We start from the raw sequence: 15,427 nt of genomic DNA, 5'->3' as shown, positions 1-15,427 counted from the left end.
CGGGATCATGGACGCGTGACTGTGAACACCAGCCCGCCCGCGTCCGGCGTACGCCTGCCCTGGAGGTGCGTGCACCCGCAGGTGCGCGCGGCGGTCGAGGGCTTCCTCGGGGCGCGCGTGGCCGAGGCGGTCACCCAGCCCGGCGGCTTCTCGCCGGCGGCAGCGGTCCGCCTGCGCGCGGAGAACGGCAGGCGCGCCTTCGTCAAGGCCGTCGGCCCCGAGCCGAACGCCGACAGCGTCCGCATCTACCGCGCCGAGCTGGAGATCGCCGCCGCGCTGCCGGACTCCGTGCCCGCGCCCAGGCTGCTGACCGGCTTCGAGCTGGAGGGCTGGGTCGCGCTGGTCTTCGAGGACGTCGAGGGCGCGCCTCCCGAGCTGCCGTGGCGTCGGGACCAGCTCGACCGGGTGCTCGACGCCGTCAGGCGGATGTCGGCCGAGCTCACCCCCGCCCCGATCGCCGCGCCGCCCATCGCCGAGTCCATCGGCTCGTCCTTCCACGGCTGGCGCGACCTGCTGGAGGAGGACACCGACGGGCTCGACCCGTGGGCGCTGCGTCACCTCGGCGAGCTGGCCGAGCTCGAGTCCGGCTGGGCCGCGGCGGCGGCCGGCGACACCCTGGTCCACCGGGACCTGCGGGCCGACAACATCCTGCTCAGCGGCGAGCGCGTCTACGTCGTGGACTGGCCGTGGGCCTGCGTGGGCGCGCCGTGGGTCGACCTGGTGGCCATGCTGCCGTCGATCGGCATGCAGGGCGGGCCGATGCCGCACGAGCTGTTCACCGATCCCGACCCCGCGGTGACCGCGGTGGTCGCCGGGCTCACCGGCTACTTCGTCCGTCACTCGCGTCTTCCGGATCCGCCCGGACTGCCCACGGTCAGGGCGTTCCAGCGGGCGCAGGGGGTGGTCGCGCTCGACTGGCTCAAGCGTCGTACGGGCTGGTCTTGACTTTTGGAGGCGGCGGGCCGTACGGCGGGTAGGCTAGACAGCCGTGCTGGTCCTGGCCTTTGATACCGCGACACCCGCCGTCACCGCCGCGCTCCACGACGGTGGACGAGTGCTCGCCGAGCACACGACGATCGACGCCCGGCGTCACGGCGAGCTGCTCATCCCCACCATCGAACGCGTGCTGGACGACGCGGGCGCGGCGCTGCGCGACGTGACCGCCATCGTGGCGGGCAGCGGCCCCGGCCCCTACACCGGGCTGCGCGTCGGGCTGATGACCGCGCAGGGGCTCGCCACCACGCTGGGCATCCCCGCGTACGGCATCTGCACGCTCGACGCCGTGGCCTACGGCAGCGGGCTCGCCGAGCCGTTCCTGGTGGCCACCGACGCGCGGCGCAAAGAGGTGTTCTGGGCGCGCTACGCCGACATGCGCACCCGGCTCGACGGGCCCTTCGTCGACCGCCCCGCCGACGTGCCCGTGGACGGGCTGCCGGTCGTGGGCGCCGGTGCCGGGCTCTACGCCGAGATCCTCGGCGAGAGCGACGCGCCCCCGTACCCCTACGCCGGCGCCCTGGCCGCGCTCGCCGCCGAGCGGCTCGCCCAGGGCACGCCGCTCGACCCGCCCCGTCCGATCTACCTGCGCAGACCCGACGCCGTCGTGCCCGGAGCGCCCAAGCGGGTGACCGCGTGAACCTCCGGCCGATGACCGTGACCGACCTGCCGGCGGTCATGTCGATCGAGCGGGCCACGTTTCCGCTCGACGCGTGGAGCGAGGGCATGATGCGCGGCGAGCTGGCCGACATGCCGCGCTCGCGCCACTACGTGGTGGCCCTCGTGGACGGCGAGATCATCGGCTACGCCGGGCTCGCCGCCGCGGCGGACCAGGCCGACGTGCAGACCATCGCGGTGCTGGAGAAGCACCAGGGCACCGGCATCGGCGGCGCCCTGCTGACCGAGCTGCTGGCCGAGGCGGGCCGCAGGGGAGCGCGGGAGATCTTCCTGGAAGTACGCGCCGACAACCCGCGCGCGCAGGCCGTCTACCGGCATTACGGGTTCGAGGACATCGGCACCCGCCGCCGCTACTACGACGACGGCACCGACGCGATCATGATGAGAAGGAATCTTGATGACTGACGAACCACTGGTCCTGGGCATCGAGACCTCCTGCGACGAGACCGGCATCGGCATCGTCAGGGGCCACACCCTGCTGGCCAACACGATCGCCTCCAGCATGGAGGAGCACGCCCGCTACGGCGGCGTGGTGCCCGAGGTGGCCTCGCGCGCCCACCTGGAGGCCATGACGCCGACGGTGGAGGCCGCGCTGGCCGAGGCCGGCCTGAAGTTCTCCGACATCGACGCCATCGCCGTCACCGCGGGCCCGGGGCTGGCGGGGGCGCTGCTGGTGGGCGTGGCCGCCGCCAAGTCTTACGCGTTGGGCCTCGGCGTGCCCCTCTACGGTGTCAACCACCTGGCCGCCCACGTGGCCGTCGACCAGCTCGAACACGGGCCGCTGCCCAAGCCGTGCATCGCCCTGCTCGTGTCGGGCGGCCACTCCTCGCTGCTGCTCGTGCCCGACGTGGCTTCAGACGTGATCTCGCTCGGCTCGACGGTCGACGACGCGGCCGGCGAGGCGTTCGACAAGGTCGCGCGGGTGCTGGGGCTGCCGTTCCCCGGTGGGCCGCACATCGACCGGGCCGCGCGCGATGGCTCGGGCGCGGCGATCACGTTCCCGCGCGGCAAGATCGACGACGGGACGCTCGACTTCTCCTTCTCCGGGCTCAAGACGGCCGTGGCGCGCTGGGTCGAGGCCCGCGAGGCGTCCGGGCAGTCGATCCACGTGCCCGACGTGGCCGCCTCGTTCCAGGAGGCCGTGGTCGACGTGCTGACCCGCAAGGCACTTCAGGCGTGCCGGAAGTACGACGTGCACGACCTGCTGATCGGGGGCGGCGTGGCGGCCAACTCGCGGCTGCGCGCGCTGGCCCAGGAGCGGTGCGACGCGGCCGGCGTACGGCTGCGCGTGCCCCGCCCCGGGCTGTGCACCGACAACGGCGCGATGGTCGCCGCCCTGGGCTCCAACCTGGTCGCGGCCGGGATCACGCCGTCGACGCTGGAGATCCCCGCCGACTCCTCGCTGCCGATCACGACCGTTCACGTGTGAGGGCCGTGCCGTCATCGACGGCACGGCCCCTGAGGTGAGTCCTAGTCCTTGGCCCTGGTGGGGCGCAGGAGGGCCTCGGCCAGGGCCAGCATGGTCTCCTCCAGGGCGCCCAGGCGCTTGGTGAGGTCGTCGGTCGCGGGCTGGACGATGCCGGTGACCGTCTCCGTGAGCTGGTCGCGGTCGGGACGCGCCGTGACGAGCTCGGTGAGCGCGCTCGCGGCGGCGGTCAGGCGCTCGGCCTGGTCTCCGGCGTGCGCCTGGAGCAGCTCGCTCTGGCCCGCCAGGGCCTCGGGGAGGCGGCCCACGCGCTCGCTGACGGTCTCGATGCGGTCGTCGACGGACTCCAGGTGCGCGCTGGCCTGCTCGGCGCGCGTGGCCAGGCCGTTGAGGTGGGTGTCGAGCCCGTTGAAGCGGGTGTCGAGGCCGTCGAACCGGCTGCCCAGGTGCTCCTCGGCCTCGACCAGGCGCTCGTCGACGGAGTCGATCTGGGTGTCGAGCTTGTTGAAGCGGCCCTCGTTGCGCGTGGACAGCTCGCCGAGGCGCTGGTCCGAGGTGGCCATGCGCTCGTCGAGGGCGCCGAAACGGGCGTCGATGCGTACGTCGAGCGCGTCGAACCTGTCGTCGTGGCGCCCGAGGTGGCCGTCCACGGTGCCCAGCCGCTTGTCCACGCCGCCGAGCTGGTTGTCCACGGACAGGAGCCGCTTGTCGACGCCGGCCATCCTGCCGTCGAGGCCGTCGAGCCTGGTGTCGATGTCGGCCAGGCACTCGTCGGCCGACTCCAGGCGGCTGTCGAACCCCGTGAGCCGCGAGTCGAGCCCCGTGAGCCTGCCCTCGACCCGGTCGAGCCGGGCGTCCACGCCGCTGAGGCGGGCGCTCAGGCGCTGCTCGCTCTCGCCGAGCTGGATGGCGAGGTGTTGGTCGGTCTCGTCGAGCCTGGTGGCGAGGCGCAGCTCGACGTCGGACAGGCGGCTGCCGAGCTGCTCGTCGGACTCCTTGAGGCGGCTGGCCAGCCGCTCGTCCGCCTCGACGAGGCTGGTGGCCAGGCGCTGGTCGGTCTCGTCCATCCGGGCGGTCAGCCGCAGGCCGGTCTGGTCGATCCGGTCGGACAGCCGCTGGTCGGTCTCGTCGAGCCGGTCGGAGAGCCGCTCTTCGGTCTGGTCGAGGCGGTCGGACAGTCGCTGGTCGCTCTCGCCGAGGCGGACCGTCAGCTGCTGGTCCGTCTCGTCGAGCCGGGTCGTCAGTCGCCGGTCGGTCTCGTCAAGGCGGTCGGAGAGCCGCTGGTCGGTGTCGTCGAGGCGGGTCGTGAGGCGCTGGTCGGCCTCGACGAGCCGCGTGGTCAGCCGCTGGTCCGTCTCGTCCATCCGGACGGCGAGCTGCTTGTCCTGGGCGCTCAGCCGGGCGGTGAGGTGCTCCGACAGGTCGCCGACCGCGACCTCGACCCGGTCGGTGCGGGTGGTCAGGTCGGCCATCGACTTGTCGAGCCTGGTGAAGCGGCTCGCGGCGGCCTCCATGCTGCTGTTGAGCGTGGCCAGCGTGGCGGCGAAGTCGGACATCCCCTTCGTGAGGCCGTCCGTGCTGTCGAGCACCGTCTGCAGGCGGGTGAGCGCCTCGTCCACACCCTCGCCCATGGTGCCCAGGTCGGCCCGCAGGCCGGGCAGGTCGGCCACCGGGGCGACGCGGGCGTCCACGTCTCCGATCCGCTCCCCGACGGCGTCCACGTGGTCGCGTACCGCCTCGACGTGCTGAGCCAGCCCCTCCGCCCACATCGGCGGCTTGGCGGTGATGTCGTCGAGCCGCCCGCTGACCGCCTGCAGCGTGCCGCTGAGGCCGCCGAGCTCGCGCTCGCGCACCTCGCGCAGCAGCCACTCCATGCCTTCGAGCCGTTGGCGGATCTCGTCCAGCACCGCCCCCTGCGTGCGCTGCTCGTACACATGATCCTGCGAGGCGCGCGCCAGCAGGTCCCGCATCCTCTCGGAGATGCCGGACTGGCCTCCTGCCTGGAGAAGGGTGGTGTGGTTGGAATGGTCCACCGAAAGCTCCTTTGGCTCGCCGACGGTCTGCCGCGCAGCGGTGGGATATAGGTCGATTTTCAGATGAACGAGCGGGAACGCGGAAAACCGCAGGGGAGAACTCCCGTCCGCCAACCTTAGCCTCTCGATCAAGGTCCGTCAGGGGTGAAGTGAAAGATCGAGGTTAACGGCAGAATGACCGGTTCAGGCAGGTGGAGAGGTGTCGCAGATGATGACCGATGGCTTATCGATGATTCGGGTAAGGATGATAGTTGCCGATTTTTCGCCATTTAGGCGGAGATCTGAGCGGAGGCGCTCGATGTCGACGGCGGAGGCGCGCTTCTTGATGGTGACATTTCCGACTTGTCGCTCACGGAGGGCGGCGCGCAGCTTTTTCCCGGAAAAGGGGAGAACGTCCTCTACTTCATATCTGGCCGCCCATGGGGTGTCGATCGGGTCGTCACCGGTGATGTAGGCGATCATCGGGTCGAGCAGGCGTCCGTTCACGATTTCCGACACCTCGCCCACGAGGTGCGCCCGGATGGCCGCGCCGTCCGGCTCGTAGACGTACCTGCCGACCGGGCCGACGGCGGCCTCGGCGCCCGTGGCGGTCAGCGTGTGGCCGCCGGGCAGCAGGGTGGCGCGGCGGCCCGCTCCCTCCTGGCCGGTCCAGAGGGCGGCCTCCTTGACCTCGCCCTTGTACGAGACCCACTCGGCCTCGGCGCCTCCGGGGATGAACTCGTACGGGATGCCCGGGGCGACCTTGACGCACGCCCGGGAGGCTCTGGCGACCAGGTCGAGCACCACCGGCCAGGGCGGGGAGTAGGCAATGGGGTCGAACGTCCTGCCCCGGCTCGTCCGCCTGGCGGGGTCGGCGAAGAGCACGTCGTACTCCTCCGGCCGGACCTCGGCCGCGTCCCCCACGGACACCGTCACCCTGTCGGCCAGCCCGAGCGCGTCGGCGTTGGCCCTGGCCACGGCGACGGTCAGCGGGTCGGTGTCCACGGCGGCCACGGTGCAGCCGGCGCGGGCCAGCGCGAGGAAGTCGCCGCCGACGCCGCAGCAGGCGTCCACGACCCTCAGCCCACGCCTGAGCCCGCGCGGGGGCACGTCCGGTCCGTGCAGGGGTGCGTCCGCGACGCCGAGCTCGTGCGGGGGCGCGTCCGCCTGTGTCCCGGCGGTCAGGCGGCGGGCGCGGTGCTCGGCGACCTCCGTCCGCGTGGACTGCTCCAGGCCGTGCGGCGTGAAGTACATCCGCCCGGCGTCCTCGCCGAACTTGGCCCTGGCACGCTCCCGCAGCCCCGCCTGGGTGAGCGCCGCGGAGGTCAGCGCGGCGTCGTACGTCTTGCGCAGCCTCGTGGCGGCGGCCACCGGATCCGTGCCCACCAGCTCCACGGCCTCCGCGAGCGCGCGCTGCCCGCGCGGTGTCAGCAACTCGTCGAAGGCGTCAAGGTCCACATCACCCGACGTTAGTGCCACGTCCGACCCGGTCGGACCATGGGCGTACCGTATCCAGAGGGGGCGGATTCGGTCTGATCGCTCTCAGCAGACGCGTTCGTGTTGACTGTCAAGCCCCTCTTGCATATGTTTCCTGTTGGCACTCTCCCCTTGAGAGTGCCAACGTGCGACGAGGCAGGTCTGACACCCGCGACGGCAGGCCCAGCTGGTCGCCTCTTCTAGATCATTCAAATCTGAAGGGGAGGTCCGATCGTGACGACCGCCACCAAGGTTCCCGTTAAGCCGCTCGGCGACCGCATTGTGGTTCAGCCGCTTGAGGCCGAGCAGACCACCGCTTCCGGCCTGGTCATCCCGGACACCGCCAAGGAGAAGCCGCAAGAGGGCAAGGTCCTCGCGGTGGGCCCCGGCAACTGGGATGAGGACGGCGACAAGCGGATTCCGCTCGACGTCTCTGAGGGCGACATCGTCCTCTACAGCAAGTACGGCGGCACCGAGGTCAAGTACGGCGGCGAGGAGTACCTCGTGCTCTCCGCCCGCGACGTTCTCGCGATCATCGAGAAGTAAGCCGGATGTGTCGAGCCCCGGGCGCTCTTGAGGGCGGCCGGGGCTTTCGACGCTAGGAGAGGACTTTCAAACAATGGCGAAGATCCTGGAGTTCGACGAGGATGCCCGCCGCGCGCTCGAGCGCGGTGTGAACGCCCTCGCCGACGCCGTGAAGGTAACCCTCGGCCCGCGCGGCCGCAACGTCGTCATCGACAAGAAGTTCGGTGCGCCGACGATCACGAACGACGGTGTGACCATCGCTCGTGAGATCGAGCTGGAAGAGCGCTACGAAAACCTCGGCGCCCAGCTCGCCAAGGAAGTTGCCACCAAGACCAACGACATCGCGGGTGACGGCACCACCACCGCCACCGTGCTGGCCCAGGCCATGGTCCGCGAGGGCCTGCGCAACGTGGCCGCCGGCGCCTCGCCGCTGTCGCTCAAGCGCGGCATCGACAAGGCCGCCAAGGCGATCAGCGACAAGCTGCTCGACAGCGCCCGCGAGGTCGCCGACAAGAAGGAGATCGCCAACGTCGCGACGATCTCCGCCCAGGACGCGCAGATCGGCGACCTGATCGCCGAGGCGTTCGACAAGGTGGGCAAGGACGGTGTCCTCACCGTCGAAGAGTCCAACGCCATGGGCATGGAGCTCGAGTTCACCGAGGGCATGCAGTTCGACAAGGGCTACGTGTCGCAGTACATGGTGACCGACCCCGAGCGGATGGAGTCCGTCCTCGAGGACGCCTACATCCTGATCAACCAGGGCAAGATCGCCTCCATCGCGGACTTCCTGCCGCTGCTGGAGCAGATCGCCCAGACGAAGAAGCCGCTGCTCGTGATCGCCGAGGACGTCGAGGGCGAGGCCCTGGCCGTCCTGGTCACCAACAAGATCCGCGGCACCTTCACCTCCGTGGCCGTCAAGGCCCCGGGCTTCGGCGACCGCCGCAAGGCCATGCTGCAGGACATCGCCACCCTCACCGGTGGCCAGGTCGTCAGCGAGGAGGTCGGCCTCAAGCTGGAGCACGTCGGTCTCGAGGTGCTCGGCACGGCCCGCCGCGTCGTCGTCACGAAGGACAACACCACCATCGTCGACGGCGCCGGTGACCCGCAGGCCATCGAGGACCGCGTCAAGGAGATCAAGCTCGCCATCGAGCAGTCCGACTCCGACTGGGACCGCGAGAAGCTGCAGGAGCGCCTGGCCAAGCTCGCCGGCGGTGTGTGCGTGCTGCGCGTCGGCGCCGCCACCGAGGTGGAGCTGAAGGAGAAGAAGCACCGCCTCGAGGACGCGATCTCCGCGACGCGCGCCGCGATCGAGGAGGGCATCGTCTCCGGCGGTGGCTCCGCGCTGATCCACGTCTCCAAGACTCTCGACGACCTCGGCCTGACGGGCGACGAGGCCACGGGTGTCGGCGTCGTGCGCCGCGCCCTGGTCGAGCCGGCCCGCTGGATCGCCGAGAACGCCGGTCTCGAGGGCTACGTGGTGACGCACAAGGTCGCCGAGCTGGAGGCCGGTCACGGCCTCAACGCCGCGACCGGCGAATACGGCGACCTGATCGCGCAGGGCGTCATCGACCCGGTCAAGGTCACGCGTTCGGCCGTCCAGAACGCCGCGTCGATCGCGGGCATGCTCCTCACGACCGAGGCGCTCGTAGTGGACAAGCCCGAGGAGGAGGCCCCCGCCGCCGGCGCGGGCCACGGTCACGGCCACGGCCACTGACCCGGCTCTTCTCTCGCCACGGCCCGCACACCCGAAAGGGTTGCGGGCCGTTCGGCGTTCCTGGGGCGGTTCAGCGCAGGCCGATCGCGCTCTCCCAGAACCAGTTCCAGCGGATCTCGTCCCGGAAGCGGTTCACGCCCGCCTCGTACAGGACGCCGATCGCGCCGTTGCCGAGGAGCGCCATGTCGGAATATCCGGCGTGGTCGCCGTCGATCCTCACCCCCGCGTTGTTGGTGGAGCTGTCATAGTTCCGCCAGGTCGCGCCCTCATCGAAGGACGAGCGCACGTTCATGCCCACCGGGTTGTTGTCGGTCTTCGGCGTGGCGGGCGCGGAGAGCAGGATCCGGGTGTAGGGGGCCTTGTCCCGCTGGCGCAGCAGGGCCGGGTGGGTGGGCGGAGCGGTGACGGCGCCGTCGGCCCGGAAGTCGCCGTCGAACGACTCGCCTCCGTCCATGCTCACGCCCCGGGCCAGGCCGTGGACGGAGGTCTGGTCGTCGGGTACGGCGCCGTTGCGGGCGATCACGAGGACGCCGCCGTCGGTCCGCTCGACCAGGGTCTGCTCGCCCAGCTTCAGGACCGACTTGTCGTAGGTCGCGGTCGCACCGATCTGCCACGTCGCGCCGTGGTCGTCGCTGTAGATCAGCCGTACGCTCTGCGTGTCGCCCACGCTGAAGTAGACGGGCACCACCAGGCGGCCGTTGTGGGCCGGTTGGGTCAGCTGGATGCCGTGCCCCGGCCCCGTGGCGAACCAGTCCCCGGCGCCCGCGGGCGCCTTGATGACCCCCGACAGGTCCTTCGGGCTCGACCAGGTGACGCCGTCGTCCGTGCTGACCTGGACCTTCGGCGTACGCGGCGTCGTCTGGGACGCGGTCGGCTCCGAGGTCGTGAACAGGAACACCGGCCCGCCGGAGTCGGCGACCACGGTCGCGTTCCCCTGCAGGGCCGCTCCGGCCGTACTGGGCAGGACGACCCTGCTGGCCTCCCAGGTGACGCCGTCGTCGGTCGAGCGCCGCATGACGACGTCGAACGCGCCGTGGTCGGCGCAGTTGTTCTTGTTGCGGCGCTCGGCGAAGGCGAGCAGCACGTCGTTCCTGGTCTTCACGACCGCCGGCAGCCGGTAGCAGGTGGCCCCCTGGGATCCACTGGCGGGGATCGACTTCCACAGGGTCTGCTTGTGGAAGACGTACGTGGGGGCCTGCGCGGCCGCCGCGGGTGATGCGCTGAGGGCGACGGCCATGAGTGCTCCGGCTGCCGCGGTGAACGTCCGAAATGTACGCATCAATGCCTCCATTTATGCGTTCGCGGCCATGATCGTCTCATCGGTCGTCCCTCTGATCCACTGCCTCCTCAAGATCGGCGCCGCAGCTGTGGAGCGTAGGCGAGATAGCGTGATCGACCAATCACGCATGCCTCTGTCAAAGGATCCAGGCATGCAGAAACCGCCTCCCGCCGTTTCCCGATCTTCCGCTCTCGGATCACCTGCGCGGTGCTGACGTTCACCTATATCGGGGACCAGGAGCGATCTGGCGGCGATTGCCGGGACGGACAGTGGCACGATGGCCCGCGAGGTCGCCAAGCTCGAACAGGCGGGAGTCCTCGGTGCTCGGCACGTAGGGCGTACCAAGCTGGTGAGCGCGAACCGCAGCGCCCCCTTTCACGGCGCGCTCCGCGATCTCGTCACGATCACCCTTGGCCCGGCCCAGGTCCTCGCGGAGGAACTGGCGAGCGTCGGTGGCGTGGAGAAGGCCCTTGTCTTCGGCTCGTGGGCGGCCCGGATGACCGGAGAACCCGGCCCTTCCCCGGTCGACATCGACCTTCTGGTGATCTCCGGTGGAGGGACGGAATGACGAGTGGGGCACGCGGCAGGGAAAAGATCATCGGCATGCTGCACGATGCCGTCCGCAAGTCCCTGGCGGCGCTCTTGCGGATCCAGGGTCTGCGGGCGACGACGACCGGTGGCCACCCGGCGGTCCAGCACGCCGCTCGGGCGCCGTTCGGGGCCCTCTGCCGGAACCGCTCTTGGTCGGTGGGGATCGGGGTTGCCCCCTCGGGGCTGTCTGAGCTCTCCATCGCGCGAAGCGCGTCGCCGGTGTGAGGAGCATGCCGGTTGCCCCGGGACCCCTTGGACGCGGGCGGTTGGGGAGAAGTGGGCGGAAAAGGTGGATTATTGGAGTAAACCGGCAGTGGGTGATAAGCGTCCGGGATCTGACAATTGTCGTGCATTCCAGGTTATGGGATGAAACATTATGTCACTAGTTAAGCCTTAGTGTGGTCATTTGATTACCGCCCGTTATCGTCGCTTCAATGTGACCAATCCGTAGCCGTTCGCCATGACGACAGGCCGGATCAGTGCGGGCATCATGCCTATCGTGAGCGAGGGAAGCGTCGCCGACGCCAAAATTGGGGTAAGGCTCGCGTCGAGACTTCCGGCACGGACGGATGACTCCGACCTAAGGGAACTGACGAGCCTCGCTGTGCAGGGAGATCGCAGTGCGATCGAATCCCTGCTCGGTGAGTTGCGTCCGATGGTGGTGCGGTATTGCCGCGCCCGGCTGGGCAGGGTTTCAGGGCAATATCACATTGCCGATGACGTAGCCCAGGAGGTGTGCATCGCGGTCCTGTCCGCGCTGCCGCGATACCGCGACATGGGGCGGCCGTTCGCCTCCTTCGTGTTCGGGATCGCCTCGCACAAAGTGGCCGACGCGCTACGGAGTTCGGTGCGCTCGGCCGTACCGACTCAGGATCTGCCCGATGGGCCGGACGACGGGCCGGGGCCCGAGGAGACCGTGGTCCGCTACATCGAGGTCGAGCACGCGCGCAGGCTCCTGGCCAGATTGCCCGAGAATCAGCGCGAGTTGCTGCTGTTGCGGGTGGTGTCAGGGTTGTCGGCTGAGGAGACCGGTAATGTACTCGGTATGTCACCGGGTGCGGTTCGTGTCGCCCAGCATCGGGCGCTTGCCAGGTTGCGGCAGATGGCCGAGCTGGAGTCGGCTTGACGTCAGAGGAGGAGACCGACGCGCTGCTCGACGCGCTCGGTCGTGGAGAGAGCCCTGACTCAGGCGATCCAGCCGTGCGGTTGCTGGCCGTGCTGCTCGATGATGTCGGTCAGCGGCGTTCCTCCGTGTCGATGACGCCGTCGACGTAGCCTCTGGCGTACTCCCAGCTGACGTAGTCGGCGGGGTCCGGGTGGAAGGCCGGCTCGTGGACCTGCGGCTGGCCTTTCTCGATCATTTGTCGTAGGTTGCCGCGCAGCAGCTCCCAGTCGAAGAAGTGCTGCTCGCCGCATTCAGGGCAGTCGAGTACGAGGCCCAGGACCCCCTGCGGTTCGAGCAGGGAGCGGAAGACCTCGACGTCGGCGAGGTCAGTGATGGCCTCGTCGCGTTCGGCTGCGGTGAGTGGCTCGGCGTCGTCGAGGGCGCCCATCGCCGAGGAAGGGTCGTTCGGGTCGTCCGCGAACGGGTCGCGGGGGACGTCTTCCAGCACCTTCCCACCATATGACCGAAGCGGCCCGAGCGGTGGACATTACCTCAGCCATCCGCGCCTGGCCGCCTCCACGCCTGCGTGGAAACGCGACTGAGCGCCCAGTTCGGACATGGCGTCCGCGAACCTCGCCCGGACCGTTCGCACCGATACGCCCAGTTGGCGGGCTATGGAATCGTCACACATGCCCTGGGCGGCCAGGCGGAGGACCTGGACCATGCCGTCGCCCCGGCGGCCCCACGGCAGGGGCACGGCCCTGGCCCACAGCTCCCTGAACAGCGTGCGGAGCATGCCCACGACGATCGGCGTGCGGATCAGATAGAAGTTGTACGCGTGGTCCGGCAGGTTGCCGCCCCAGTACGGGGGCAGGCCCGCGACCTCGGGCCCCGCGGTCATGAACCAGCTCGGCACCCGGTCCAGCGTGCGTACCTTGCCGCCCGTCTCCAGCACCCGGGTGAGCTGGTCGCGTACGCCCGGCAGAGCCAGAGTCGAAACCGGAATGATCACGTGAACCGTGAGAAGTTTTCGTTCTTGCGCGTCAATCCATAGTTCCGCAAATTTGCGCGCGAAATCGATCATTGTGCGTTCGTCGGGAACCGCGGTCAATAATTCCATCGGCGGAGACTGCACGGCTATGCCGACCACGCTCTCGTACAGCACGTCGGCCCCGTTCACCATCTCCACCGTGAAGGTGCCGCTCTGGTAGTCCCGGCCGGCGTCGTAGTCGCGGATCAGCGACCGGATCGAGCCGAGCGCCGAGTCGATCCTGCGGCTCTCCTCCGCCAGCCGGTCGAGCCGATCGGCGATCACCCTGCCGAGGGCCGCGGCCGGGTGCCTGGCCAGGTATTCCCCCGACTGCTCGTCGATCACGCCCAGCTTGACGAGGTCGTCGAGCTGGCGACCGACCTTCTCGACGGGACCGTCCATGGCCTGCGCGAGATCGGTGCGGGTCGCGCGGTGCAGGCGCAACACCGCGGTGTACAGCGCGGTCTGCGTCGGGTCGAGGCCCAGCGTCTCGAAAGGATCAGGCATCGTACGGGGCTCGTTGCGCATTATGGGCGGCTCCGTTGGGGGGACACGGGCGTGCCGTGAGGATAACCCCGCATTACGCTCGTGTCCCCCCGTTACGGGGACTGGTCGGAGCGCGGTGTGCAACTTCGTGCAATTGCACGTTTTCACATTGCGTTGTTCCGTTCCGTAACGCAGGCTTTACCTAGCGTCGGCATCCTGTGAGGGCTGAAGCGACAGCGGGCCATCAGGACGCGGAGGGGGGTTCGGTGGCGCCAGGCGTCGCCTTGACCCGGATGCCGGTGGCCGAGACACGGGACGGATCACCGACCGTCCCGTGTCTCGGCACTTTTCGATGCCGGGAGTACGACGGACCGTGGGGGTCATCGTGCTCCCGGCATCGCCGTTGTGGCCGCGGCCCGGGTGATGCGGCCGGGCGAGCAGTCGGACGGATGGCGGCTGTGTAGCGGCGGTGGGGAGCGGGGAGTTGTGGGGCCGGTGGGGGTGATCGGTTGAAGGGGGTCCTGGGGGTGGAGAAGGCGGTGGGCGCGGCGGGTGTGGGTGCTGCGGCGCAGTTTGGAGGCAGGGCCTAGACTTGGCTCAATCAGAGCAACGGCAAGAGGGGGCCGCAGCATGTCCAAGTTCACCGAGACAGGTTTGACCTTCGACGACGTGCTGCTGGTGCCCGGTTATTCAGACCTGCAACCAGGCGAGGCCGATACCAGGGCCCGGTTGTCCAAGGGCATCACGCTGTCCATCCCGCTGGTCTCCGCGGCCATGGACACCGTCACCGAGGCCCGCATGGCGGTCGCCATGGCCCGCCAGGGCGGCATCGGCATCCTGCACCGCAACCTGTCGGTCGAGGAGCAGGCCCAGCAGGTCGACCTGGTCAAACGGTCCGAGGCCGGCATGGTCACCAACCCGGTCACCTGCAGCCCCGACAACACGCTGGCCGACGTCGAGAAGCTCTGTGCGACGTACCGGATCTCGGGTGTGCCCGTGACGGACGTGGACGGCACGCTGCTCGGCATCGTGACCAACCGTGACATGCGCTTCGAGACCGACCAGTCGCGGGCCGTGCGCGAGGTCATGACCAAGATGCCGCTCGTCACCGCCCCGGTCGGGGTGTCGCGTGACGAGGCGTTCGCCCTGCTCCGGCGGAACAAGATCGAGAAGCTGCCGCTGGTCGACTCCGACGGCAGGCTGCGCGGCCTGGTCACGGTCAAGGACTTCACCAAGAGCGAGCAGTACCCGCTGTCCACCAAGGACGCCGACGGCCGGCTGGTCGTGGGGGCCGCCGTCGGCGTCGGTGGCGACGCCGAGCTGCGGGCCAAGGCGCTGATCGAGGCCGGCGTCGACGTGGTGGTCGTCGACGTGGCCCACGGTCACTCCAAGGGCCTGGCCGACATGGTCGGCAAGATCAAGGCCAACAGCAAGGTGCAGGTCGTCGCGGGCAACATCGCGACCAGGGCCGGGGCGCAGATGCTGGTCGACGCGGGCGCGGACGCGGTCAAGGTGGGCGTCGGGCCCGGCTCGATCTGCACCACGCGGGTGGTGGCCGGGGTCGGCGCTCCGCAGGTCACGGCCATCTACGAGGCGTCCAAGGCGTGCGCGCCCGCGGGCGTGCCGGTCATCGGCGACGGCGGCCTGCAGTACTCCGGCGACATCGTCAAGGCCATCGCGGCCGGCGCCGACACGGTCATGCTGGGCTCGCTGCTCGCCGGCTGCGAGGAGTCGCCCGGTGAGCTGATCTTCATCAACGGCAAGCAGTTCAAGTCGTACCGGGGCATGGGCTCGCTCGGCGCGGTGCGCAACCGCGAGCGCGGCGGCACCTCCTTCAGCAAGGACCGCTACGCCCAGGCCGACGTCGGCGGCGACGACAAGTACATCCCCGAGGGCATCGAGGGTCAGGTGCCCTACCGCGGCCCGGTCGCGGCCGTCGCGCACCAGCTCGTCGGTGGCCTGCGCCAGGGCATGTGGTACGCCGGCTGCCGCACGATCATGCAGATGCACACCGACTGCGAGCTCATGCCGATCACGGCGGCGGGCCTCAAGGAGAGCCACCCCCACGACATCCAGATGACCGTGGAAGCTCCGAACTATCACAGAAGGTAA

14 protein-coding genes are annotated in these 15,427 nt (G+C 69.7%); 9 read left to right on the top strand and 5 right to left on the bottom strand.

Annotated elements, in window-relative coordinates; all coding sequences use genetic code 11:
* The first annotated feature begins 15 nt into the window (after nucleotides 1-15).
* From AB0L65_RS12200 to tsaD, 4 genes are read left to right on the top strand one after another with little or no spacing between them, the layout of a single operon-like run.
* Entirely contained in the window at nucleotides 16-945 is a 930-nt protein-coding gene (locus tag AB0L65_RS12200) for an aminoglycoside phosphotransferase family protein (protein WP_364243719.1), read from the top strand.
* A gap of 43 nt (nucleotides 946-988) precedes the next feature.
* Nucleotides 989-1,633, top strand: coding sequence for a tRNA (adenosine(37)-N6)-threonylcarbamoyltransferase complex dimerization subunit type 1 TsaB (gene tsaB, locus AB0L65_RS12195; RefSeq protein WP_364243717.1), 645 nt, complete (start codon nucleotides 989-991; stop codon nucleotides 1,631-1,633).
* An 11-nt stretch (nucleotides 1,634-1,644) separates the two neighbouring features.
* Nucleotides 1,645-2,076 (top strand): ribosomal protein S18-alanine N-acetyltransferase, encoded by a 432-nt coding sequence (gene rimI / locus AB0L65_RS12190; RefSeq protein WP_364243714.1) that lies wholly within the window; start codon nucleotides 1,645-1,647, stop codon nucleotides 2,074-2,076.
* The gene (tsaD, locus tag AB0L65_RS12185) at nucleotides 2,069-3,100 is read left to right on the top strand and encodes a tRNA (adenosine(37)-N6)-threonylcarbamoyltransferase complex transferase subunit TsaD (protein ID WP_350731043.1); all 1,032 of its coding nucleotides are present in this window, start codon (nucleotides 2,069-2,071) and stop codon (nucleotides 3,098-3,100) included. The genes rimI and tsaD overlap by 8 nt, the downstream gene beginning before the upstream one ends.
* Nucleotides 3,101-3,141: 41 nt before the next feature.
* Here tsaD and AB0L65_RS12180 read toward each other — a convergent pair whose 3' ends face one another.
* Nucleotides 3,142-5,130 (bottom strand): hypothetical protein, encoded by a 1,989-nt coding sequence (locus AB0L65_RS12180; protein ID WP_364243711.1) that lies wholly within the window; start codon nucleotides 5,128-5,130, stop codon nucleotides 3,142-3,144.
* A gap of 183 nt (nucleotides 5,131-5,313) precedes the next feature.
* Nucleotides 5,314-6,567, bottom strand: coding sequence for a methyltransferase domain-containing protein (locus tag AB0L65_RS12175; RefSeq protein ID WP_364243708.1), 1,254 nt, complete (start codon nucleotides 6,565-6,567; stop codon nucleotides 5,314-5,316).
* Between the two features lie 249 nt (nucleotides 6,568-6,816).
* On the opposite strand from AB0L65_RS12175, the gene groES reads away from it, so the two are divergent.
* Both groES and groL read left to right on the top strand, forming a co-directional pair.
* Complete coding sequence (gene groES / locus AB0L65_RS12170) at nucleotides 6,817-7,131, top strand: co-chaperone GroES (protein WP_197093639.1); 315 nt, start codon at nucleotides 6,817-6,819, stop codon at nucleotides 7,129-7,131.
* Between the two features lie 73 nt (nucleotides 7,132-7,204).
* Nucleotides 7,205-8,824, top strand: coding sequence for a chaperonin GroEL (gene groL, locus AB0L65_RS12165; protein WP_355190286.1), 1,620 nt, complete (start codon nucleotides 7,205-7,207; stop codon nucleotides 8,822-8,824).
* A 70-nt stretch (nucleotides 8,825-8,894) separates the two neighbouring features.
* On the opposite strand, the gene AB0L65_RS12160 is transcribed toward groL, so the two are convergent.
* Complete coding sequence (locus AB0L65_RS12160; protein WP_364243705.1) at nucleotides 8,895-10,103, bottom strand: sialidase family protein; 1,209 nt, start codon at nucleotides 10,101-10,103, stop codon at nucleotides 8,895-8,897.
* A gap of 277 nt (nucleotides 10,104-10,380) precedes the next feature.
* Between AB0L65_RS12160 and AB0L65_RS12155 the strand changes: the two genes are divergently transcribed.
* Nucleotides 10,381-10,671, top strand: a complete 291-nt coding sequence (locus AB0L65_RS12155) for a hypothetical protein (RefSeq protein WP_364243702.1) — start codon at nucleotides 10,381-10,383, stop codon at nucleotides 10,669-10,671.
* Between the two features lie 513 nt (nucleotides 10,672-11,184).
* The gene (locus tag AB0L65_RS12150) at nucleotides 11,185-11,820 is read left to right on the top strand and encodes a sigma-70 family RNA polymerase sigma factor (RefSeq protein ID WP_132334441.1); all 636 of its coding nucleotides are present in this window, start codon (nucleotides 11,185-11,187) and stop codon (nucleotides 11,818-11,820) included.
* A gap of 109 nt (nucleotides 11,821-11,929) precedes the next feature.
* Here the strand turns inward: AB0L65_RS12150 and AB0L65_RS12145 are convergent, their stop codons facing one another.
* Both AB0L65_RS12145 and AB0L65_RS12140 read right to left on the bottom strand, forming a co-directional pair.
* Entirely contained in the window at nucleotides 11,930-12,307 is a 378-nt protein-coding gene (locus AB0L65_RS12145) for a DUF5319 domain-containing protein (RefSeq protein WP_090930411.1), read from the bottom strand.
* Between the two features lie 39 nt (nucleotides 12,308-12,346).
* Nucleotides 12,347-13,336 carry a LuxR C-terminal-related transcriptional regulator gene (locus AB0L65_RS12140; protein WP_350731053.1) on the bottom strand — a complete coding sequence of 330 codons (990 nt, stop codon included), beginning with the start codon at nucleotides 13,334-13,336 and terminating at the stop codon, nucleotides 12,347-12,349.
* Between the two features lie 609 nt (nucleotides 13,337-13,945).
* On the opposite strand from AB0L65_RS12140, the gene guaB reads away from it, so the two are divergent.
* A complete protein-coding gene (guaB, locus tag AB0L65_RS12135; RefSeq protein WP_364243700.1) occupies nucleotides 13,946-15,427 on the top strand; it encodes an IMP dehydrogenase in 1,482 nt (493 codons plus the stop codon).

It is taken from the genome of Nonomuraea sp. NPDC052116 (assembly GCF_040680035.1).
Lineage (GTDB): Bacteria > Actinomycetota > Actinomycetes > Streptosporangiales > Streptosporangiaceae > Nonomuraea > Nonomuraea angiospora_A.
The sequence above is the reverse complement of the archived record's forward strand: the minus strand, read 5'-3'. Positions and strand labels throughout refer to the sequence as shown.